Annotated in this window: 22 protein-coding genes; all 22 read right to left on the bottom strand. The window is 41.1% G+C overall.

All coding sequences use genetic code 11. The features are described from left to right. Positions 1-17: 17 nt before the first annotated feature. Entirely contained in the window at positions 18-2,243 is a 2,226-nt protein-coding gene (locus DS2_RS17360; RefSeq protein WP_051479973.1) for a DUF3857 domain-containing transglutaminase family protein, read from the bottom strand. A gap of 77 nt (positions 2,244-2,320) precedes the next feature. Continuing rightward, positions 2,321-3,154 carry a thymidylate synthase gene (locus DS2_RS17355; RefSeq protein WP_035016231.1) on the bottom strand — a complete coding sequence of 278 codons (834 nt, stop codon included), beginning with the start codon at positions 3,152-3,154 and terminating at the stop codon, positions 2,321-2,323. After that, positions 3,151-3,966 (bottom strand): prolipoprotein diacylglyceryl transferase, encoded by an 816-nt coding sequence (gene lgt / locus DS2_RS17350; RefSeq protein WP_035016229.1) that lies wholly within the window; start codon positions 3,964-3,966, stop codon positions 3,151-3,153. Before lgt ends, DS2_RS17355 begins: the two co-directional genes overlap by 4 nt. Positions 3,967-3,983: 17 nt before the next feature. Further along, a complete protein-coding gene (locus DS2_RS17345) occupies positions 3,984-4,787 on the bottom strand; it encodes a sulfite exporter TauE/SafE family protein (RefSeq protein WP_051479972.1) in 804 nt (267 codons plus the stop codon). A gap of 38 nt (positions 4,788-4,825) precedes the next feature. After that, positions 4,826-7,096 carry a phosphoenolpyruvate--protein phosphotransferase gene (ptsP, locus tag DS2_RS17340; RefSeq protein WP_035016227.1) on the bottom strand — a complete coding sequence of 757 codons (2,271 nt, stop codon included), beginning with the start codon at positions 7,094-7,096 and terminating at the stop codon, positions 4,826-4,828. Beyond that, positions 7,090-7,614 carry an RNA pyrophosphohydrolase gene (rppH, locus tag DS2_RS17335; RefSeq protein ID WP_035016252.1) on the bottom strand — a complete coding sequence of 175 codons (525 nt, stop codon included), beginning with the start codon at positions 7,612-7,614 and terminating at the stop codon, positions 7,090-7,092. Before rppH ends, ptsP begins: the two co-directional genes overlap by 7 nt. Before the next feature lie 111 nt (positions 7,615-7,725). Continuing rightward, the gene (locus DS2_RS17330) at positions 7,726-9,825 is read right to left on the bottom strand and encodes a response regulator (protein ID WP_035016225.1); all 2,100 of its coding nucleotides are present in this window, start codon (positions 9,823-9,825) and stop codon (positions 7,726-7,728) included. Between the two features lie 82 nt (positions 9,826-9,907). After that, a complete protein-coding gene (locus DS2_RS17325; protein WP_035016222.1) occupies positions 9,908-10,294 on the bottom strand; it encodes a MerC domain-containing protein in 387 nt (128 codons plus the stop codon). Positions 10,295-10,458: 164 nt separating this feature from the next. Further along, the gene (gene rplI, locus DS2_RS17320; protein ID WP_035016220.1) at positions 10,459-10,911 is read right to left on the bottom strand and encodes a 50S ribosomal protein L9; all 453 of its coding nucleotides are present in this window, start codon (positions 10,909-10,911) and stop codon (positions 10,459-10,461) included. Between the two features lie 29 nt (positions 10,912-10,940). After that, positions 10,941-11,168: a 30S ribosomal protein S18 gene (rpsR, locus tag DS2_RS17315; protein WP_016955267.1), complete on the bottom strand. Its 228-nt coding sequence runs from the start codon at positions 11,166-11,168 to the stop codon at positions 10,941-10,943. 10 nt (positions 11,169-11,178) lie between these two features. Beyond that, positions 11,179-11,487 (bottom strand): primosomal replication protein N, encoded by a 309-nt coding sequence (gene priB, locus DS2_RS17310; RefSeq protein WP_081754323.1) that lies wholly within the window; start codon positions 11,485-11,487, stop codon positions 11,179-11,181. A gap of 2 nt (positions 11,488-11,489) precedes the next feature. Continuing rightward, positions 11,490-11,867, bottom strand: a complete 378-nt coding sequence (rpsF, locus tag DS2_RS17305; RefSeq protein WP_035016215.1) for a 30S ribosomal protein S6 — start codon at positions 11,865-11,867, stop codon at positions 11,490-11,492. Positions 11,868-12,042: 175 nt separating this feature from the next. Further along, positions 12,043-12,360, bottom strand: coding sequence for a peptidylprolyl isomerase (locus DS2_RS17300; RefSeq protein WP_051479971.1), 318 nt, complete (start codon positions 12,358-12,360; stop codon positions 12,043-12,045). Positions 12,361-12,591: 231 nt separating this feature from the next. After that, the gene (locus DS2_RS17295; protein WP_035016213.1) at positions 12,592-13,353 is read right to left on the bottom strand and encodes a tetratricopeptide repeat protein; all 762 of its coding nucleotides are present in this window, start codon (positions 13,351-13,353) and stop codon (positions 12,592-12,594) included. Positions 13,354-13,542: 189 nt separating this feature from the next. Continuing rightward, positions 13,543-14,838 (bottom strand): adenylosuccinate synthase, encoded by a 1,296-nt coding sequence (locus DS2_RS17290; protein ID WP_035016211.1) that lies wholly within the window; start codon positions 14,836-14,838, stop codon positions 13,543-13,545. 87 nt (positions 14,839-14,925) lie between these two features. After that, the gene (locus tag DS2_RS20345; protein WP_035016210.1) at positions 14,926-15,102 is read right to left on the bottom strand and encodes a DUF2065 domain-containing protein; all 177 of its coding nucleotides are present in this window, start codon (positions 15,100-15,102) and stop codon (positions 14,926-14,928) included. Between the two features lie 23 nt (positions 15,103-15,125). Then, on the bottom strand, positions 15,126-16,748 hold the full coding sequence (locus DS2_RS17280; protein WP_035016209.1) for a B12-binding domain-containing radical SAM protein: 1,623 nt from the start codon (positions 16,746-16,748) through the stop codon (positions 15,126-15,128). 126 nt (positions 16,749-16,874) lie between these two features. After that, positions 16,875-17,747: a protease modulator HflC gene (hflC, locus tag DS2_RS17275; RefSeq protein ID WP_035016207.1), complete on the bottom strand. Its 873-nt coding sequence runs from the start codon at positions 17,745-17,747 to the stop codon at positions 16,875-16,877. Between the two features lies 1 nt (position 17,748). Beyond that, on the bottom strand, positions 17,749-18,927 hold the full coding sequence (gene hflK / locus DS2_RS17270; protein ID WP_035016205.1) for an FtsH protease activity modulator HflK: 1,179 nt from the start codon (positions 18,925-18,927) through the stop codon (positions 17,749-17,751). 12 nt (positions 18,928-18,939) lie between these two features. Then, positions 18,940-20,226 carry a ribosome rescue GTPase HflX gene (hflX, locus tag DS2_RS17265; protein ID WP_035016203.1) on the bottom strand — a complete coding sequence of 429 codons (1,287 nt, stop codon included), beginning with the start codon at positions 20,224-20,226 and terminating at the stop codon, positions 18,940-18,942. Between the two features lie 26 nt (positions 20,227-20,252). Next, positions 20,253-20,510, bottom strand: coding sequence for an RNA chaperone Hfq (hfq, locus tag DS2_RS17260; RefSeq protein WP_035016201.1), 258 nt, complete (start codon positions 20,508-20,510; stop codon positions 20,253-20,255). 69 nt (positions 20,511-20,579) lie between these two features. Beyond that, positions 20,580-21,133: tRNA (adenosine(37)-N6)-dimethylallyltransferase MiaA (gene miaA / locus DS2_RS17255; protein ID WP_035016199.1), on the bottom strand; the 554-nt coding region annotated here is incomplete at its 5' end.

Raw genomic sequence — 21,133 nt, 5'->3', positions numbered from 1 at the left:
ATCCATTTTCACTGTTATTAAGGTTGATAACCTAATTCTGCAGCCTTAGCAAACGAGCGCTTGGATGCTTCAATTTGTGTCGCAAATCCTTGTGCAGTCGCCAGCACATACCAAGCTTCACCGTTTTTATTGTCCAGCTCAACCGCTTTTTTTGCTGGAACAATGGCATCACTGAATTTGCCTTGTTGGAGTAACTGTCGGGCTTCTACCAAATAAAACTCAACACTATGATTGCCAAATTGCGCTGATGCCTGTTGTTTAGCCAGTGTTTGTACCTTATTCGGGTCTGTGCGTAAACTTACCAGCCATGCATCTAATCGCGACATTTGTTGCACCTTGGCATAATAGTCTTGATAAGCTGGTACAGTTAAATCTAGCTTATGATGAGCAAACTCTATGCTGACCACAAAATCATCTTGCTGTTGTTTGCCTTGTTGAGCCACAGTAAAAAAATCATTGTCCATCGAAGGGCTCGACTGAACCAAACTGGCAACCTTGTCTGCACCACCAATAAACTTGGCATTTAATTTGAGGGTGTAAGGGTATTTATCTATATAACGGTTTACTCGTTCTTCAGGAATAGGCAAGTTATTAAAGTCTGCAAACATACCTAATAGTTGATTGAGATTGGCCCCGTGAATAGGGTTGCTTTCATCTTGTTTGTCGAAGTTAAATTTAGCGCTTAGTCTGACTGGGGTAAACAGCGCTTCTGAATTTAGCACTTCACCGACTAATTGGTACTCCAAGCCTTGACTATACAAGCCTTTAAAAAATTGCTGAGTTGCTGCACTTTGCTCTGAACTATGTTTATACCAGCTGCGAATATGCTGTTCAAACATCCCTGATAACTCTATATCTACCTGAGCTTGACTCGCACCACTTTCGTCTAACTGATACACAATATTTAGAACTGCTGAATTGTCGTTAAAACTGGTCTGGGCAATATCCAATAAACGACCTCCACGGCCATTAACAATTAGTGCATTTTGTCCAACCATAAAGTTAGACATGCCAGGGAATAACCCTCTATCACCTGTGGTATCTAACCATAATTCTTGTTGGCCGTTTTGCGGCGGAATATAAACAATCATATGGTCAAATATCAATCGAACCAACTCGGTATCACTATTGCCATTACGTGGTGTTTCTACCAGTGCTGGGTAGCTATCGATTCCAAGCTCACGCAACATGGCTACCGCCAATACGGTTTGATCTTTACAATCACCATAGCCAGCTTGAATAACATCGTCAGGGAAATGAGGGTCATAACCACCTCGACCTAAGTGGGCAAATACATATCGAACTTTGTCTTGTAGATGTTGATAAACCGCTTCAACCTTCTGCTGGTAACTCGCATGTGGTGATAAGCCCAATTGAGCTACTGCGCCTTTAACTTTAAGCGTTGCTGGCAGTTTATCGGCTACCTTATTCCAGGTCCACTGGTCAACGACGGACCAATCTTTTTGCGTAGACAACATCAATTCAGGACGAATTTTATGCCCTCGTGGCATTCGGCGTTCTACGACAATTTCTGCCACATGATTCATTTTCCAACTGCGGGTCAACCAAGGCCCGTCTTGACTATCCGTTGATTGCAATGGATGATTCAAGTACGCCTTGGTATAAATTGTATTGTCCGCTAAAGTGGTAAAACTAAATTGGTAATGATGAACAAAGTCAGCCCGCCAGCTGTCTTTAGCCACTTTCTCTTGAAACCAAAAAGGGGTTGAGCGCTCGTTATATAATTCAGGAAATGCTAAATTTCGACTTTTTTGTGTATATTGAAACTCAATGACACTTCCAGCATGCACCTCAGGCAAAGAGAATACCAGCTCACTACTGTCAGAATAAAAGTCTTGCCCTCCGCCTGTCACTCGCCTTTGTAATGCATCTTTAGCAAGTGCATTGAGCTTTCCTTCTGGTGATAAACTATTAGCGAAGTCGAGTTCCATATCCGAATAATAGTGATTGTACGGAATAACAATCCGACCGTAATCGCGTGCCGATGCCAAATCGTTAATGCGAATAGAATAATAAGAAGTCCGTTGCCAATGCCCATCTGCCAGTAATTTAGTTTGGCTAATTGAGTACAATACTTCAGCCGTCGTCGAACGTTTTTCTAGCGATGTTTGTTCAAGCAAATCGGGTGCTAAACGTGGTGTGGTTTGGGCAGGTTCGGCGGCTTTAACCAAAAAGGAACTGAACACCGCAAACACAAAATACAAATAACAAATTTTCTTCATACTATCCTTATCCAGCATTCCCCTGTGCAATATATCAATAATAGCACAGGGTGTGCTTTATGCTTATCCTCTCGACTTTACACAGAAATAGGTGCTTTTATATGCGGATGAGGATCATAACCGGTCAATTCAAAATCTTCGAACTTGAAGTCAAAAATCGATTTAACCTCTGGGTTTATTTTCATTTGAGGCAAGGCTCTTGGCTCGCGGCTCAATTGCAGTTTAGTTTGCTCTAAATGATTTAAATATAAATGTGCATCCCCTAGGGTATGAACAAAGTCACCTAATTCTAAATCACATACTTGAGCTATCATCATAGTAAACAGCGCATAACTTGCAATGTTAAACGGTACACCAAGAAAAATATCGGCACTACGCTGATAAAGTTGACAACTCAACTTGCCATCTGCCACGTAAAATTGAAACAGGGTATGGCAAGGTGGCAGTGCTTGTTTGCCATTGGCAGCATTTTCGTGCGGCTTAACGCCAGCATCAGGTAGGACGGCCGGATTCCATGCACTGATAATTAATCGACGAGAATCAGGATTGGTTTTAATCTGTTCAATAAGCTCGCTAAGTTGATCAATACTACCACCATCGGTCGTTGGCCAGCTTCGCCATTGTGCGCCATAGACAGGTCCCAACTCACCTGATTCGGTTGCCCAGTCATCCCATATTTTGACACCATTATCGTTTAGGTATTTGATGTTGGTATCACCAGCAATAAACCACAACAACTCATGAATTATCGAACGCAAGTGACACTTTTTAGTGGTCACTAAAGGAAAACCTTCGGCTAAATTGAAGCGCATTTGGTAACCAAATACACTAATGGTTCCGGTACCTGTACGGTCGGATTTAGTTGTGCCTGTATCTAATACATGCTGCATTAAATCTAAATACTGTTTCATGCTTGTTTTACCTGCTGTTGAGAATTTTGTTTATAGTAGCTCCAAATGATCAAGGCAAGTCCAGCAATAATCATTGGTGTCGATAACAACTGACCCATGGTAATCCAGCCACCCATAAAGTCTTGCAAATGCGCATCAGGTTCACGGAAGTATTCGATAATAAAACGGAATGTTCCATAACCGAGTGAGAATAACCCAGCAACTGCGCCTGCTGGCGGCGACATTTTTCGGTACAAATTAACCAATATAAATAGCACTAAACCTTCTAAGAAAAACTCGTACAATTGTGATGGATGACGCGGCACCCCACCTGCATTAGGAAAGACAATCGCCCAAGGCACGTCGGTTTGTCTACCCCAAAGTTCAGCATTAATAAAGTTACCAATTCGACCTGCGCCTAAACCAATTGGCACCATAGGCGCGATAAAATCTGCTACTTGTACAAATTTAGTTCCGCTTTTGTGTGCAAACCAGAACATAGCAGCTATGACACCTAAAAACCCGCCGTGGAACGACATACCACCAGTCCAAATTTTAAATAGATACGTGGGCTCAGCTAAAAAGGTTTCAAATTGATAGAAAAATACATAGCCAATTCGGCCACCGAGTATCACACCAATAAAACCGTAGAACAGTAGATCACTTAACTGCTCTTTACTCCAAAAGCAGTCAGAGTCGTTGACCCGTTTGTTCGCCAAATACATTGCACCAACAAAACCAATTAGGTACATCAACCCATACCAACGCAAAGCCAACGGGCCAATTTCAACGATCACTGGATCAATTTGCGGAAACTGCAAAAACTCTTGCACAGTAAAACTCCAATAAATTAAAAGCTGACAAACATCTTAATTGCAGATGCCGTTAGTGCGAGCCCTAGACAACTACGGATAACTCGCTCAGAAAAAAACGTCGCCATTTTAGCGCCTAAAGGTGCAAAAACGACAGATGTAGCAATAATGCCAAAAAATGCTGGCAAATAAATGTAGCCGATCGTGTATGGTGGCATGTCCGTTTCGTTCGCGCCGGCGATTACATAACTAAATGAACCAAACACAGCTATTAGTAAGCCACAAGTTGCAGAAGTTCCAACTGCTCTGCGCGCTTCTAAGCCTAACCAAATAAGGGCTGGCCCTAACATGGTGCCCCCACCTATACCGACTAAACTAGAAATTAACCCAGTTATAAAACCAATTAATGACAGCCACGAGCGGCTTTGTGCATAATCGGCAACTGGGCGCACATATCTTTTACCAAAAGTAACATAAACAGCCAAAGCGGCACAGAATACACCAAATATGACGGATAAACCTGTATTATCCATTTGAGAGCCTAATGTAGCGCCCAACATGGCACCAAACATCAGTCCTGGAAATAAACTAAACACTGCGGGCCACACCACGTTGTGATTTTTTCGATGTGAATAAGTAGATGAAATGGCGGTAAAAACGATAGTAGCCAGTGACGTACCAACTGCAATTACCATTACTTTGTCGGCTTGAATACCCACCCAAGGTAACACAACAGACAATAGCGGCACGACAACTAATCCACCACCTATGCCCAAAAAGCCAGCTAAAATTCCAGCAATAACTCCGGTAACCAGAAATATCGCTGCAAACATAAATTCCATTGGTTAAAACTCCACGCGCACTATTGTTAGTATTATGACTATTTACCCGCGCGGATGAAACCACCTAAGCCGAGTTGATCTAATTTTTCACTAACAATTAATTTAATCGCTTCGGGATCTGTCTCAAATGAAACTTTGTGCTGTAAATCGGCAATATCAGACAAACTAATATGTCTGAGTATCCACTTAGCTTTAAGTAAGTTTTGTGCACTCATACTAAACTTTCGATAGCCCAATGACATTAATATCAATAAGCCGATAGGCTCGCCTGCCATTTCACCACAAATACTCACAGGCGTATTAAATTTATGGCATTGATTGGCAATAAACTTCAGTGCCTCTAACACCCCTGGGTGATAGTAGGTATACAAGTTTGCAACTCTAGCGTTGTTTCGGTCAACCGCTAACAGGTATTGGGTCAGGTCATTAGTACCAACTGAGAAAAAATCGACTTTTTTCGAAAGCAAGCCAATTTGGTAAATAGCTGCAGGTACTTCAAGCATAACGCCAACTTTTGGTTTAACCAAAGTACGTTGTAATTCTTCTTCTAGCTCTGCATGAGCCTGCTTAATCAAACGCAAACATTCATCAACTTCTTGCACAGATGTGATCATCGGCAACAATATTTGTAAATTACCGCGATCAATATTGGCTTTGAGCATCGCCCTGACTTGCACCAACAAGATCTCTGGGTGGTCGAGTGTCATACGAATACCTCGCCAGCCCAAAAATGGGTTGTCTTCTTCAATTGGGAAATAGGGTAACGGCTTGTCCCCGCCTACATCTAGGGTACGCATATTGATTGACTTACCCGGGTAGGCATCGAGCGCTTTTTGATATAAAGCGCATTGCTCAGACTCTGATGGAAAACAATTTCGAACCATAAACGGTATCTCGGTTCGATACAATCCTATGCCATCAGCATCAATTCCACGTACCACCTCAAAGTCAGCGGCAAGCCCTGTATTAATTGCTAACGAAACTTGGGTACCGTCTTTGGTTTCCGCAGGTTTGTCTGCAATACTTTGCACTAACTCTTCAAGCTCTTGTTCTTCAACTAGTAGAACTTGATATTCTTTAGAAATAACAGAATCGGGGTTGAAAAAGACCTGACCGCTGTAGCCATCTATAATGGTCTCTCTACCATCCAAATTGGTTAGGGGTAAATCCTCTAAACCGAGTATAGCAGGGATGCCTAATGCTCTAGCTAAAATAGCAGCATGTGAGTTATTCGAGCCTCGCACAGAACAAATGCCTTGCAGTTGTTCACGCGGTATCTCTGCTAACATAGACGCCGTCACTTCTTCTGCAACCAGTACAACCTTGTCTGGAATTGGCCTTTTCGATAACTCTTTTTTTATGATGTTAATTAAAACGCGCTGACCAATATCACGAATATCAGTCACTCGCTCGCGAATATAGCTATCTTCCATTTGGCTAAATTCACTGCATAGTTCTTCTATCACTATTTTCAATGCAGTAGCAGCGTTCCAGCCGCTATGGATTTGCTCTTGAACACGCTCACCTAAAGTATCGTCATTGAGCATATAGTGATAAACATCAAATATCGCCGAGGTATCACTTGGCAATATAGATGACATCTTGACGGATAATACTTTTAGTTCTTGCTGCGTTTTTTTTACCGCTTGTTTAAAACGGACAATCTCACGACCGATATTATGTGTCCGCCGTGGCACAATATCCGCAAAACTAATATGTGGTTGGATCACATATGCATGACCAAAAGCAATACCTGAAGAGCCGGCTACACCTTTTAACGATCTGGCTCTAGATTTCAGTTCTGGATGTTCCGCTCTATCTAACGCATCTCTAGCTTCTGCATGCGCAATCGCTGAGCCTAACTGGGCGGCTAATGTCACTAAAAATGCGACTTTGCTTTCATCAAAAAAGCTTTGGGTTGAATGCTGGACACTTATCACCCCGACCACTTGCCTTTGATGGATGATAGGAGCACCCAAAAATGAGTTATAAGCGTCTTCTTTTACTTGTGGAGTGATTAAAAATCTTGGATGAAAACGGGCATTTGCGACATTAACGGGCTCTTCTTTTTCGCCGACTAATCCCACTAAGCCTTCGTCAAAACCTATCGCAACTGACCCAACAGAGTTGGGTGATAACCCATCCGTCGCCATTAATAAATAATGGCGGTTATCATGATCAGCTAGATAAATTGAACAACACTCAGTTTGCATTGTTTGTTTTGCGAGTTGCGCAACCCGTTCCAGTGCTTTTTCAAGCACCGGCTGACGGTTTACTTCATCGACAATGCGCTTGAGCGTTGTTAACATCTGCGATTAAATCTCCGTTTTTTATTGTCTTTTTGCGGTCTACGATTTGGCATAGCAATAGGTGCAAACTCTTTCATTACTTTACGATAAACATCGCGCTTGAAAGAAACCACCTGGCGCACTGGATACCAGTAACTAACCCAGCGCCATTCATCAAACTCAGGATGCGTTGAACGCATTAAATTCACTTCGCTCTCATGGCATTTCAACCTTAACAAAAACCACTTTTGTTTTTGGCCAATACACACAGGGCTAGAATCTTTGCGAATGAGCCGTTTCGGTAATCTGTACTTATGCCAATTGCGCGTGTAGTACATAATTTCAACATCTTTTTCGCGCAATCCCACTTCTTCAAATAATTCACGGTACATGGTTTGTTCAGGACTTTCACCTTTATCCATACCGCCTTGTGGAAACTGCCACGAGTGTTGTCCGAAACGTCTGGCCCAAAACACCTGACCTTGTCGGTTGCAAATTACTATGCCGATATTGGCGCGATAGCCATCGGCATCAATCACAATTTTACTCACATATTCTAAATTTTTATATCACCTGATTCTTTCACAAACTTGTCACATGAGCAAACAAACTCATTTAGTTTTCAAAGAATTTTGTTATTTTTTTTGTTGTCAGCTCAAAAATCTCGACAAAACTTTAACCAACTTATCAGGTTGAATGGGTTTACTGACAAAACCATTCATACCCACATCAAAACAAAGCTTTTCATCCGTACGATAAGTGTGTGCTGTTAAAGCAACGATGGGCACCTGACTGCCCGTCTCCCTAATTTTACGAGTGGCTTCAATGCCATCCAATATTGGCATTTGGATATCCATCAAGATTAGATCGAAATTCATTTTAAATACAGTGTCAGCAGCTGTTAACCCGTTTGATGCGACCTGAACATCGAGTTGAAAGCCTTCTAATAAACTGCTGATCACTTCTTGGTTTATTTCGTTATCTTCTGCCACTAATACACGTTTGCCAGGCCAAGATGTTCGAATAGAAGCGATTGGCATTTGCTCGACTATATGTTGTAAAAGCTGCTCTGTATCGGTAAACCGGGCTAAGTTAGGATACTTTGGCTGATCTAGGGCAGCGTTAAAGCATAAATACTGCCCCCTCATTTGCTCTAATTTCGCATCCGTCTCAACTGCAGCTAAATCAACCAACACAACTGAATAACTATCCTGCGTAGTGTAATCAGATAAGCTAGTAAACACAGCGATATCTGAATGCAAACTGTTAAACACGGATTGATAATAATGGATAAACAAAGGATCTCGACTTATCATCGCATACGACATTTTGCCTATCATCTGAGTTTGGCTGCTAGAAGGTAAATAAGCTTTGGGTTTATCGACTAGTGGCAGGGTAATATATACATTGGTGCCTTGCCCCAAGCGACTGGTGATCTCGATGTGAGCATTCATTAATTCAATCGCTCTATTCACAATTAGCAAGCCGATACCTATGCTGTTGTCTGAAGCATTAAAGCCTTTTTCAACAATGTTATTTTGTTTAATCGACTTCAACTGCTCTTCACTGATACCTATTCCACTATCGTGAATTTGTGCAACTAACTCATTATCTTCATCAACGTAGCCTAGATGCAGCTGCACATTGCCTACTTCGGTATAACGCACCGCATTTGCGATCAGCGGCTCAAAAACATTGCGCAGCATTTTTTCATCTATCGCAATACATATTGGCACAGTCGGTGCGATATCGATATTAAACTGAATATCTTTGGCACTAGCTAACGCTTGATAGTTACGGCACAAATCGGCAAAAAACTCATTTAAATGGACAGTTGTGGGGTGAATATGTGCTTTTTGACGGGTTAACTCTGCGTAGTTTGATAAAGAATCGATTATCGACAGCATATGGCTAGAAGAGACCTTCGCTTTTTTCAACAGCGGCTTGACATCGCTTGGTTGTCGCTCGATTAAAGACAACATACCATCAACCCCATTTAAACCTACCCGCAATGCATGGGTGGCACGAGCTAATAATTCAGATTTGAGTCGATTGGCATATTCCACTTTCTGTAAATTTTTGTGATTTGTCTCGTTGTTCAAAAAGCCACCATGCAACGCAAGTTGAATGGATTTTTCCATAGGTTGAATGCCTTTGCGAATACTCAACCACAACAACAAGAAAAAACCTAAAAGATATAGCAGTATAGACAATTTTATATCTGAGGCTCGGGTCTGAGCTTGCTGTTCAACTAGGCTAACAGCTAACTCCAAGTTTTTCAGTAACGCTGTATGCAACAACTGCAACTCATCGATTGATACTTTTACTTCAGGGCTTTCTATCGCTTCAATTGCTAAAAAGTACCTATGCACTTGGGCATTAATACCATTAATTTCACCAAAATAAAGGCGCTCAACAATCGGAAAATATTGGCTATCAAACAAAGATAATGCATTGGGTTGAATAAGAATGTTTAATGCCGCGTCAAATGCAACTTGTGAATCGGCTAGCGACTGTAGCTCTTTTGTTGATGTTTGCTTATATATAGCCTTTTCAGCTTGTAGTTGAATTTGTTGAGACAACATTCGCTGGCGGCCAGCCAAATTAAGGTAATACGCATATTCATCTTGTTTATCCATTAAAATAAATATGTAAGCCTGACCAAGCAGAGTATAAATAAAAGCGAGGAGTAAAAAAGACCAATGCAAACGTTTTAGCTTGTGAGTCAATTTTTTATAGTTTGGCGCCACTCAAGATATCCATAAACTAATCCATATATGGCATTTAGTTTAGGCAAAGGTCTTTAATTATTCGAGCCGAATAATTAGTTTTTTAGCAAGATCGGCAGCTTTTGCATAAACGCATGTTTAAGATATGCGCTAGAATGATCAATATCGCTCCTACCGTCACGACTAATGGCTCATATGCTTCGCCCAGCACATCTTTGCTGGCATATACGAACCCGCCTAACGCTAGCGAGTAAAATGGATAGAGTTTTCTGTGGTAGCGGTGAAAACCAGTAAACAGAGCAATAAAACCAATCAGCATAGATGCTGCTAGAACAAAATGCTCAAATGTTTCTTCGGCGACAACACTTAAGCCTAGCAATGGAAGTAAAGGCAGTAAAACAGGCAAAAAGATGCAATGTAATGCACACAAAGATGTGGCAGCAACACCTACTTTATCTAACCAATTATTGCGATTTAAATCTGATTGCATAACATTTTCAACCTAATACAGACATGTAACAATATAACATAGCACCAGATGTAATGCTATTACATCTTAGGAGCCAGTCTGAGTTTATAAGCACTAGATGTAGAAACACCGCTCAGCAAAGCGGTGTTTCCGGGGTCTTGAATCTTCGGGTACGTTATCAGGCTTTAAGCTTCAGCAATAACTTCAAGCTTGATAGTAGTAGTTACGTCAGCGTGTAGCTGTAAATCGATGTCAAACTCACCAACTTCACGTAAAGTGCCGTTTGGTAATTTAACTTCAGATTTAGCAACTTCAACACCAGCAGCAGTGATTGCATCAGCAATGTCACGAGTACCGATTGAACCGAATAACTTGCCTTCGTCACCCGCTTTAGAAGCGATAGTTACAGAAGCAAGCTCAGCAATTTTATCAGCACGAGCTTGAGCAGTAGCTAATACGTCAGCTAACTTAGCTTCTAACTCTGCACGTTGTTGCTCAAAGTGTTCAACGTTTGCTTTAGTTGCAGGAACTGCTTTACCTTGTGGGAAAAGGAAGTTACGTGCGTAACCAGCTTTTACAGAAACTTGATCACCTAAAGTGCCCAAGTTTGCAATTTTGTCGAGAAGAATGATATCCATCTTGCTACCTTTAAATTTTAACTTGGGAATTAAGCGTGTAAATCAGTGTATGGCAACAAAGACAAATAGCGAGCACGCTTGATAGCACGCGCTAATTGACGTTGATATTTCGCACTTGTACCTGTGATACGGCTAGGTACGATTTTGCCACTTTCAGTGATGTAGTTTTTTAATGTTGCGATATCTTTATAATCGATTTCGCTTACGCCGTCTGCCGTGAAACGACAAAACTTGCGACGTCTGAAATAACGAGCCATTGGCTTTCTCCTAATCTAATTTTTCTATCATCTGAGCATGCAGTACAAGTTGGGCTAAGCCATTGGCACTTTCTTGCCGTTGGATAAATCCTGTTACTCTTACTAAATGACCAGACTGTAAAATTTGAGTTTGTTGCTGTATTGCTTGCCCGCTGGCAATCACCTTTATTCGACACCAAACTTTGCGTGGCATGTCCGCTTCGAACTGTTGTGAACTATGTTCAACAACAAAATAACAATGCGGTATTCCAGCTGGGCTTGTTTTACGAACAGGTTCTTGCGTAAGTCGACCTGCAATAATCAGTTGATTGTCAAACACGCTTATTCAGCGGCTGCTGCTTCAACCTTTTCAGCTTTTTCGCTACGACCACGACCGCTTTCTTCTTTCTTAGCCATTGGAGATGGCTCAGTAACTGCGGCTTTTGTGCGCATAATGATGTTACGTAACACTGCATCGTTAAAACGGAAAGCCGTTTCTAACTCTTCAATTGCAGAAGTTGGCGCTTCAACATTTAATAACACATAGTGTGCCTTGTGTAGCTTTTCGATTGGATAAGCTAATTGACGACGACCCCAGTCTTCTAAACGATCAATTTTACCACCAGCTGATTCGATGATACCTTGGTAACGCTCGATCATACCAGCAACTTGCTCGCTTTGGTCTGGGTGAACCATAAATACGATTTCGTAATGACGCATGACTGCTCCTTACGGTTAGTTAGCCCCGAGTACAGCTCAGTCAAACTGTCTATGGAGGCAAGGAACGTGAATTTTGACTGATAAGAGGGCGCGGATTTTACGCGACAATTGTTTATTTGACAAGCAATTTATCGCGTTTAACCATATTGCTCATAGTGTAAGGTCGAACTCTAGTTTAGTTCTTCAAATAATGGACTTTTATTAAGTGATATCCAAATTTAGTTTTTACCGGCCCAACGACTTCGCCAGCCTTAGCATTAAAGACTGCCGCATCAAATGCAGCGACCATAGTGCCTCGACGAAATTCGCCCAAGTCACCACCTTTTTTACCACTTGGGCAATTTGAGTACTGGCGTGCTAGTCGGCCAAAATCGACACCTTTATCTAACTGTTTTTGGATTTCGGCAATTTTGTTTGGATTACGGGTTAGAATATGCTGCGCCGATGCCACATTAAATTTGCCAGAACGTTTTTTACCTGCGTAAACAACCATTTGTTTTTCCTACGTAAATTAGAGTAATTGAGTCTTTAAGCTGTGCCGGACTGAGAAGTACTCAGCCGTTCGACTAAGAGTGTTGGAGCAATAATTTAGCGCAAAATGTCTTTTTCAGGGATGAAAAAGCCAAGCCTACACGGAGGTATTCACGGCGGTTTTGCGATAATTATGGTCTAACACTCGTTTAACAACAAACTTAACCCACTATTAATGCTGTCTATTTTCTCATTAGTTATGCAGTTTTTTCAAAGATTGTTTTGCCATCTGATTTCCCTGATCAGCGGCCACTTCAAACCAATATTGAGCTTTGTCTATATTTTCGTCTGTACCTTCACCATCTCGATACATTTCTGCCAAATTGACTTGTGCGTAGCTATGTCCCATTTCTGCAGCTTTAGTGAAGAGTTCAAATGCTTTTTCGAAATCTTGCACACCACCTTCACCACGGTAGTAATCAACCGCCAGTGCATTGAGTTTCTGCGCATTTTGCTGTTGCCGTATCTTACGTTTAGAGGCTCTTGGCAACACAACAATACCGCCATATAAATGCCGATTCTCAATTGGCCTATCTATGGTATAGAGCAGTTGTTGCTGATAATATTTGGTCAATTCATTTCTTGGTAACCAAAGCATTTGCGAGGAAAAATACTGTTGCAGAATTAACTTATCACCACGAATCGCTTTAATAATATGCCGCTGAGTTGAATAAGTGTAACGACTGCGAACAACACCAATGTTTTCAGGGGTGACTGCCACAACTTTAAGCAAACCATATTTATAATGGTCATCGAGTAACTCTTCTGGCCAATATACAGGTTGTAACAATGAAAAGTCAGCGTGGTAAAAGTCGTTTATTTGTGGATGTGTTAACCGCGTATGCGCTAACTCTTGCTCGAGCTCTAAACTATGCTTGTAAAAAGCCAAAGCGAGTATAATTATGCTTAATCCAGCAACAATTCTAAGCAAAGTGGCTCTATATTTTTTATTCATAAGACCGCGCCTCCATTCCAGTCTAGTTATCCAGAGTTCTGGTTGGTTAATAACCAACTACACAAAAGTAATTTAATGATTATAGACACATTTCCGGTGAAACCTCGGCCAAGTATGAACTTTTAAGCAGTACAAACAAAAAACCGGCCTAGGCCGGTTTCTAAAATGCTGCTTTTAGCTATGTACTATTTATGCAAATGGGTTTTGCAAAATCATAGTTTCGTTACGGTCTGGACCGGTAGAAACAATATGAATTGGTACTTCTAAAATCTCTTCAATGCGCTTGATGTAGTTACGTGCTGCTTGTGGCAACTTGTCGAACTCTGTTACACCAAATGTATTGTCATCCCAACCTGGCATTGTTTCGTATACAGGGGTTACTTTTTCGTAGCCTTCTGCTGCCATAGGTGGAACATTGCTTACGTTACCATTTTCGTCTTGGTAACCAGTACAAATTTTAATTTCTTTAAGGCCATCTAATACATCTAACTTGGTCATACAGAAACCAGTGATAGAGTTAATTTGCACTGCACGACGCATCGCCACTGCATCAAACCAACCAGTACGACGTTTACGACCTGTAGTTGCACCAAACTCATGACCTTTAACACCTAAGTGTTGACCAACTTCACAATCAAGCTCTGTTGGGAATGGGCCAGAACCGACACGCGTAGTGTAAGCTTTTACAATACCCAGTACGTAATCTAAGTAACAAGGACCAAAACCACAACCTGTTGCAACACCACCTACTGTGGTATTTGAAGAAGTTACAAATGGGTATGTACCGTGGTCAATGTCTAATAAAGTGCCTTGAGCACCTTCAAATAAAATTGATTCGCCGTTTTTACGAGCTTGATCTAATACTTCAGTTACATCAACAACCATTGAAGTTAATACTTCACGATATTGCATAGCCGCTGCAAATACTTCATCGTATGAAACTGCTTCTGCCTTGTAGTAGTTAACTAACGCAAAGTTGTGATATTCCATCACCTCTTTTAATTTGCTAGCAAACTGCTCTTCGCAGAATAAATCGCCAACACGTAAACCACGACGTGCAACTTTATCTTCGTACGCAGGACCTATGCCACGACCTGTTGTACCTATTTTGTTGTTACCACGTGCAGCTTCACGCGCCTGATCAAGCGCTACATGATATGGCAGAATTAACGGACAAGCTTCGCTGATCTTCAAACGTTCTTCTACTTTAACACCACGAGCTTTAAGCTCATTCATCTCTTTTAATAGAGCTTCTGGTGAAAGTACAACACCGTTACCGATAATACAGGTTACATTGTCGCGTAAAATACCTGATGGTATTAAATGCAATACGGTTTTTTCACCATCGATAATTAAAGTATGCCCAGCATTGTGACCACCTTGATATCGAACAACATAACTCGCTTTGTCTGTGAGTAGGTCTACAACCTTACCCTTACCTTCGTCACCCCATTGAGTGCCAAGAACAACTACGTTTTTACCCATAATTCTGTATCATTTCATAAAAGCAGGGCGCGGATTCTACCAATTTGCGCCAGTAAAATCATTAATAAAAGGGAATAAATTATAAGTTTAATTTAGCCACAGAATAATAGTACCAATTAGTAACAAAAAACCACCAATTATACGCATTTGCTGTGCAGGCATTTGTGCCATTTGAATTAGATAGTTACGCCATTTGTTTGGGAATAAAAATGGTCCTATTCCCTCAATAATTAAAACCAAGGCAATTATCTTAATCCAATCCACTTTCCTCCTCCTATTTACTCAAATTAGCTAGCTTTATGTCTTTGCTGACGTTGTAAAAGCTTTGCTTGTGCTGGCTGGTTATTCGTTTGCGGCTGTTCTTTGGCAGATAGCTTGAGGGTTGCAAACACGCTTTTAAGCTTAGATGCATTGTAATCTTGTTCAAGCGCTTCAAGCACAGTCGCATATCGAGCAGGAAATAGCGCTTCGGTCGCTTGAGCCAACAATTCGAACAAACGTTTTAAGTTGATTTGGTGTGTTTGACCAGTTTTTTCATATAACCAATTAGTCAACATCATAAAATCGTCAAACGGATCACCTGAGAGTAATTGAGGTAAGGTAAACTTAAATCGACCTGAGTTCCCTAGCATATCCCAATAACGGGCAAAACGATTAACCAACTGCATTGTTGCAAAGTCAACGCGATCTGTGCTTAAAATATTAAACGGTGGCAGCGGACTAAACCTTAAATCAAAACTGTCGGTATGGCGGATAATCGGGCTGCCTTTAAGGCGTTTTAAAATGCCCAACTGAATTTCTTGCGGGTTGCAAGCATACAATTCATTAAAGCTATCACGGAATGACTCAAGCGTTTCACCAGGCAAACCAAATATTAAATCAGCATGAATATGTGCACTGGTATTTTCACGCAACCATTTAAGATTGTCTTTCGATTTATTGTTATTTTGTTTACGACTAATATTCGCTTGTACTTGCGGCTCAAAGGTTTGAATGCCCACTTCAAATTGCAAACTATCTTCAGGGAATTGCGCTAAAAATTCTTTTAACTTGCGTGGTAAATGATCTGGCACAACTTCAAAATGCAGGTATAAATCCTCCGTCATCCTATCTAAGAAAAACTGCATTATTTTAATTGAAGTATTGATGTTCAAATTAAAGGTTCGGTCAATAAACTTAAAGTTTCTTGCCCCTCTTTGATACAAAATATCCATTTGTTCGAGGAAAGTGTCCAATTCAAATGGGTTAGATGCAGTATCAAGCGACGATAAACAGAACTCACATTTAAATGGGCAGCCACGAGACGCTTCAACATAAAGTAAACGATTTTTAAGGTCTTCGTCGCTATAATATTGGTAAGGTAACTGTAATTCACTCAGCTCGACAGGTTTCGACTTTAAAATTTTCTGTTCAGGTGGCGTATCATTTAATAAATCACTACATAAACGATAGAAGCTTAAATCTGCCGCACCAGTCAATACATAATCAGCCAGTTGTGTGATTGCTTGCTGCTCAGTTTCATAACTGACTTCAGGGCCACCCAATACAACCTTAACCTCGGGTGCTATCACTTTTAATAAACTCACCACATTGGTTGTTTCAACAATATTCCAAATATAGACACCAAATCCAACAATACGCGGTTTAGATTGTAGAATTTGTTCAACAATATCAATCGGCCGATTTTGGATGACAAACTCTTTGATTTCACAGCTTGCTTGTAACTCTTGCATATTTGCATACAAATAACGCAAGCCTAAGCTCGCATGAATATATTTGGCATTGATGGTTGCTAATATAATCTTAGTTTGGTTGGGCTCATTCGCTTTCGCTAGTGAACTAGCTTGTTTACTATCGGCTAAATTTATTTGGCTAATAGCCATTGCTGAGTCGGCGGCTTGCTCGGTCATATCTGTTCTTAACTACACAAAATCAGCGCGTATTTTAGCTTAAATCAGTAGGAAATAAGAGTATAAAAACAAAAAAGCTGCACGAGGCAGCTTTTTAGAATCAATTCAGCTAGCTAACGCTGCTGATTATTTGGCGTTGTTCATGTATTTAAAGAAGTCGCCATCTGGCTTAACTAGCATCACATCATTTTTACTGTTAAAGCTTTGTTTATAAGCATCTAAACTACGCAAAAATGAGAAGAATTCAGGGTTTTGGTTATACGCATCTGCATATATACGAGCCGCTTCTGCATCACCCTCACCTTTTACCGCGCGTAACTTACGCTCAGCGTCTGCTACCATAATGGTAATACGGGCATCGATGTCGGCTTTAATGAATTCAGCTTGCTCTTTACCTTGTGATCTGTGCTCAGCAGCTACCGCATTACGCTCTGCACGCATACGGTCGTAGATAAAGCTACTCACTTCTTCAGGCAAGTTTATTTTCTTAACTCGTACATCAACCACTTCAATACCTAACTCAGAGGCACTTTCTTGCATTGCAAATAGTGCCTTGTCCATCAGTTCATCACGTTCGCCTGATACAATTTCGGCAATTGTGCGTGAACCAATCTGGCTGCGTAAACCATTGCTGAATTTACGATCTAATAAACCTTCAGCATTCGATTTAATGCCACTGGTTTTTAGATAATAAGTTTCAAAGTCTTGAATTCGCCACTTAACATAAGAATCAACAATTAAGTCTTTTTTCTCTGATGTTACAAAACGATCTGCTTCACCATCCAAGGTTTGAATACGTGCATCTAAAATACGCACTTTTTCAATCAATGGGATTTTAAAGTGTAAACCAGGCTCATGAACAACTGTGGTATTTTGGCTGTCACGTTTAACTTTACCAAACTGAATAACGATACCTCGTTGACCTTCAGAAATAACAAACAGTGATGAATAAACCAAAACGAATATAATTAACGCTGTACCGATAATGAGATTTTTCATATTAACGGCCTCCTGAATAACGACTGGATTCACGCAAGCCAGTTGATTGGCTTGAACTACGAGAAGACGAATTTACAGGTGGTGAATACTGCCCTGCGCTAGCGGCCGCATTTTCATCTTGCTGTTGTTTATTATTTTGCTGTTGCTGCAAAATTTTGTCCAATGGCAAATAAATCATGTTGCCACTGCCTTCTGAGTCTAAAACAACTTTGGTTGTATTCGAATACACTTGTTCCATTGCATCTAAATACAAACGGTCACGTGTTACCTCTGGCGCAGCTTCGTATTCTGGTAGTAACTTTTCAAAGCGCGCTACTTCACCTCGTGCTTCTAAAATCACACGCTGTTTATAAGCTTTTGCTTCTTCTTCCATACGACGCACAACACCACGAGCTTGTGGTTCACGTGCTTTTGCATAAGCTTGCGCTTCTTGAATATAACGATTTTCATCTTCTTGCGCAGCAATTGCGTCATCGAAAGCTGGTTTAACTTGCTCTGGAGGACGTGCTGGTAAGAAGTTAACGTCAACAACTTGAATACCTAAGTTATAACGAACAATGGTTTCTTCAAGCAATTGCCAAGTCTGTTGGCGCACTTCTTCACGGCCTGTGGTCAACACATTGTTCATAGTTGAATGGCCCACGACATAGCGCAATGCAGCATCAGTTGCTTGACGCAAACTATAGACTGGTTCAGTAACGCTAAATAAGAATTGGCGAGGGTTTTCTATGCGGTATTGAACTTCCATTTCGACGATAACAACGTTTTCGTCTTTGGTTAGCATTTTGCCGCTTGAGGTCAATGACGCAACACTTTCAACGTTTACCGCAATCACTTTATCAATAAACGCTGGTTGCCATTGTAAACCAGGCTCGATAATGCTGTGAAATTGGCCGAAACGCAATACAACACCACGTTCGGCTTCACGAATTGTTGATAGACCTAAATACGCCCAAACCATTAACAAAATAACAGCGACCAGTATTAAACCTGAGCTGCTAATGCCGCCACCTTGGTTATTTCCGGAAGAGCCGTTGCCCCCTTTTCCACCAAAAGATGTTTTAAGTTTACGCATAGTATCTTTATAAATTTCATCGAGATCAGGTGGACCTTGATCTTTACCACCTTTATTTCCCCACGGGTCTTTATTGTTACTATTACCCGGTTCGTTCCAGGCCATGATGCACTCCAACTAATGAATAATAAAATGTTCTAACTGGCGTTGATGAGTTTTGTTCAAGCGATTCCAATCTTCACTCGACATTTTTACATCAACTAACCAATCACCTAATTCGCTATAAGATTCTTCTACAATACAATCAAGCTGATAAAACACACCTCGCCATTGCTGCTCTGCTGGTGGAATTGCCAGTTTGTATTCAACCATACTGCGTGCTAACTGTTCCGTTAGCGCTTGCAGTAATAATTCACAACCTTCACCTGTGCGTGCCGACAACCATACACGTACGACACGCCCTTCATCGTCTCGGTCAATGTGCGGACGAACTTCTTCAAGTTGGTCAATTTTGTTATAAACCAGTATTTGACTGATGTCGTCTGCTTCAATTTCTTCAAGCACTTTGTTAACTGCGCCGATATTTTCCGCTCGGCGCTCGTCCGCTGCGTCAATCACATGTAATTGAATATCAGCGTCACGCGTTTCTTGCAAAGTTGCTTTAAATGCTGCTACTAGATCATGGGGGAGATGTCGAATAAAACCAACCGTATCCGCTAAAATACTGTCTCCCACCTCTTCTAAAGTGATTTTGCGCAGTGTAGGGTCGAGTGTTGCAAACAATTGGTCAGCGGCATAAACGTCGGATTCGGTTAAGCGATTAAACAGAGTAGATTTACCCGCATTTGTATAACCAACCAAAGAGATAGTTGGCAATGCCGAACGTTTACGCGCTCTTCTGCCTTGGTCCCGTTGTTTGGCGACTTTCTCTAACCGCTTTTCGATGTTCTTAATTCGCCCACGAATTAAGCGTCGGTCGGTTTCAAGCTGAGTTTCACCTGGTCCGCGTAAACCGATACCACCTTTTTGCCGCTCTAAGTGAGTCCAACCTCGCACTAATCGTGTTGAAATATGTTTCAACTGCGCGAGCTCAACTTGCAAATTACCCTCGTGAGTACGAGCGCGTTGGGCAAAAATATCTAAGATGAGCGTTGTACGATCTAACACGCGGCACTTCACTAAAGCCTCTAGACTTTTCTCTTGTGAAGGGCTTAATGCGTGGTTAAATATAACCACGTTGGCTTCTAAAGCCACGACAGCTTGCTGAATTTCTTCAGCTTTACCACTGCCGACAAAAAATTTGGGATCAGGTTTAGAACGCGCGGCCGTCACCACAGCTAGAGTATTCACTCCAGCAGATGAGGCTAACAACTTGAGTTCTTCTAAATCTTCTCTTGCGACTTCGTCGTCTAAATCAACATGTACTAAGATGGCCTGATCGCCTGCTTTATATCTATCAAACAAGCAAAAGCCCTCTTGTTATCGCAATATTATTCAACTTCTGATTCGTTATTAAAATTCGCTTGTGCATTTGGATTAGTCTGGAATGGACGCGCAGGTACCACAGTCGAGATCGCGTGTTTATAAACCATCTGGCTAACTGTATTTTTTAGCAAGATAACAAACTGATCAAAAGATTCGACTTGCCCTTGTAATTTGATCCCATTTACCAAGTAAATTGATACTGGAATTCTTTCTCTTCTTAACGCATTTAAAAACGGGTCTTGTAATGATTGTCCTTTGGCCATGTTCGGCTCCTTATTATTTTATTATTAATAGCATTTTAATGTTTAACTTAGTACTAAACTAGCGCTATTTCAATTAATTAACGAAATTGTTTTTTCTATCAACCCTGATTGTTCACTGTCTAACCAGTTTATCTGTGGCCAACCACGTAGCCACGTCATCTGCCGTTTTGCCAATTGACGCGTAGCGACTGTGCCACGGAATACCATTTCATCATATTCTATTTTTTTTGCAAGATAATCCCACATTTGTCTGTACCCTACACAACGTATAGAGGGTAAATCTTCATGTAGATCACCTCGTTCAAACAATTTTCTAACTTCTTGTTCAAAACCTTGTTGTAACATTAACTTGAAACGCTGTTCAATGCGCTGATGCAAAGCTTCACGACTTTTCGGCGCTATTGCAAACTGGGTCACTTTATACCCAAATGCGTCCCCCTTATCAGCAGTTAACTCTGTCATGGTTTTACCACTAATACGAAATACCTCAAGTGCGCGATTAATCCTTTGTGGATCGTTTGGGTGAATACGCTCAGCTGCAACCGGATCGATCTCGGCAAGTTGCTGATGCATAGCTTGCCAACCGACTTTTTCTGCTTCTGCGGCTAACTCGGCTCGAATAG

Source organism: Catenovulum agarivorans DS-2 (assembly GCF_000568405.1).
In the GTDB taxonomy this organism is placed as follows: Bacteria; Pseudomonadota; Gammaproteobacteria; order Enterobacterales; family Alteromonadaceae; genus Catenovulum; species Catenovulum agarivorans_A.
Note: the sequence above shows the minus strand (reverse complement) of the source record. Positions and strands in the feature narration are given on the sequence as shown.

What these genes read in the sequence shown, in the direction of transcription:
- DS2_RS17345 (WP_051479972.1), bottom strand. Translation starts at nt 4,787, where the DNA reads ATGGAATTTATGTTTGCAGCGATATTTCTGGTTACCGGAGTTATTGCT.
- DS2_RS17280 (WP_035016209.1), bottom strand. Translation starts at nt 16,748, where the DNA reads ATGACCGAGCAAGCCGCCGACTCAGCAATGGCTATTAGCCAAATAAAT.
- DS2_RS17325 (WP_035016222.1), bottom strand. Translation starts at nt 10,294, where the DNA reads ATGCAATCAGATTTAAATCGCAATAATTGGTTAGATAAAGTAGGTGTT.
- rpsF (WP_035016215.1), bottom strand. Translation starts at nt 11,867, where the DNA reads ATGCGTCATTACGAAATCGTATTTATGGTTCACCCAGACCAAAGCGAG.
- rplI (WP_035016220.1), bottom strand. Translation starts at nt 10,911, where the DNA reads ATGGATATCATTCTTCTCGACAAAATTGCAAACTTGGGCACTTTAGGT.
- hflC (WP_035016207.1), bottom strand. Translation starts at nt 17,747, where the DNA reads ATGAAAAATCTCATTATCGGTACAGCGTTAATTATATTCGTTTTGGTT.
- ptsP (WP_035016227.1), bottom strand. Translation starts at nt 7,096, where the DNA reads ATGTTAACAACGCTCAAGCGCATTGTCGATGAAGTAAACCGTCAGCCG.
- DS2_RS17290 (WP_035016211.1), bottom strand. Translation starts at nt 14,838, where the DNA reads ATGGGTAAAAACGTAGTTGTTCTTGGCACTCAATGGGGTGACGAAGGT.
- DS2_RS17300 (WP_051479971.1), bottom strand. Translation starts at nt 12,360, where the DNA reads ATGGTTGTTTACGCAGGTAAAAAACGTTCTGGCAAATTTAATGTGGCA.
- DS2_RS17295 (WP_035016213.1), bottom strand. Translation starts at nt 13,353, where the DNA reads ATGAATAAAAAATATAGAGCCACTTTGCTTAGAATTGTTGCTGGATTA.
- rpsR (WP_016955267.1), bottom strand. Translation starts at nt 11,168, where the DNA reads ATGGCTCGTTATTTCAGACGTCGCAAGTTTTGTCGTTTCACGGCAGAC.
- DS2_RS17355 (WP_035016231.1), bottom strand. Translation starts at nt 3,154, where the DNA reads ATGAAACAGTATTTAGATTTAATGCAGCATGTATTAGATACAGGCACA.
- DS2_RS17360 (WP_051479973.1), bottom strand. Translation starts at nt 2,243, where the DNA reads ATGAAGAAAATTTGTTATTTGTATTTTGTGTTTGCGGTGTTCAGTTCC.
- hflK (WP_035016205.1), bottom strand. Translation starts at nt 18,927, where the DNA reads ATGGCCTGGAACGAACCGGGTAATAGTAACAATAAAGACCCGTGGGGA.
- hfq (WP_035016201.1), bottom strand. Translation starts at nt 20,510, where the DNA reads ATGGCCAAAGGACAATCATTACAAGACCCGTTTTTAAATGCGTTAAGA.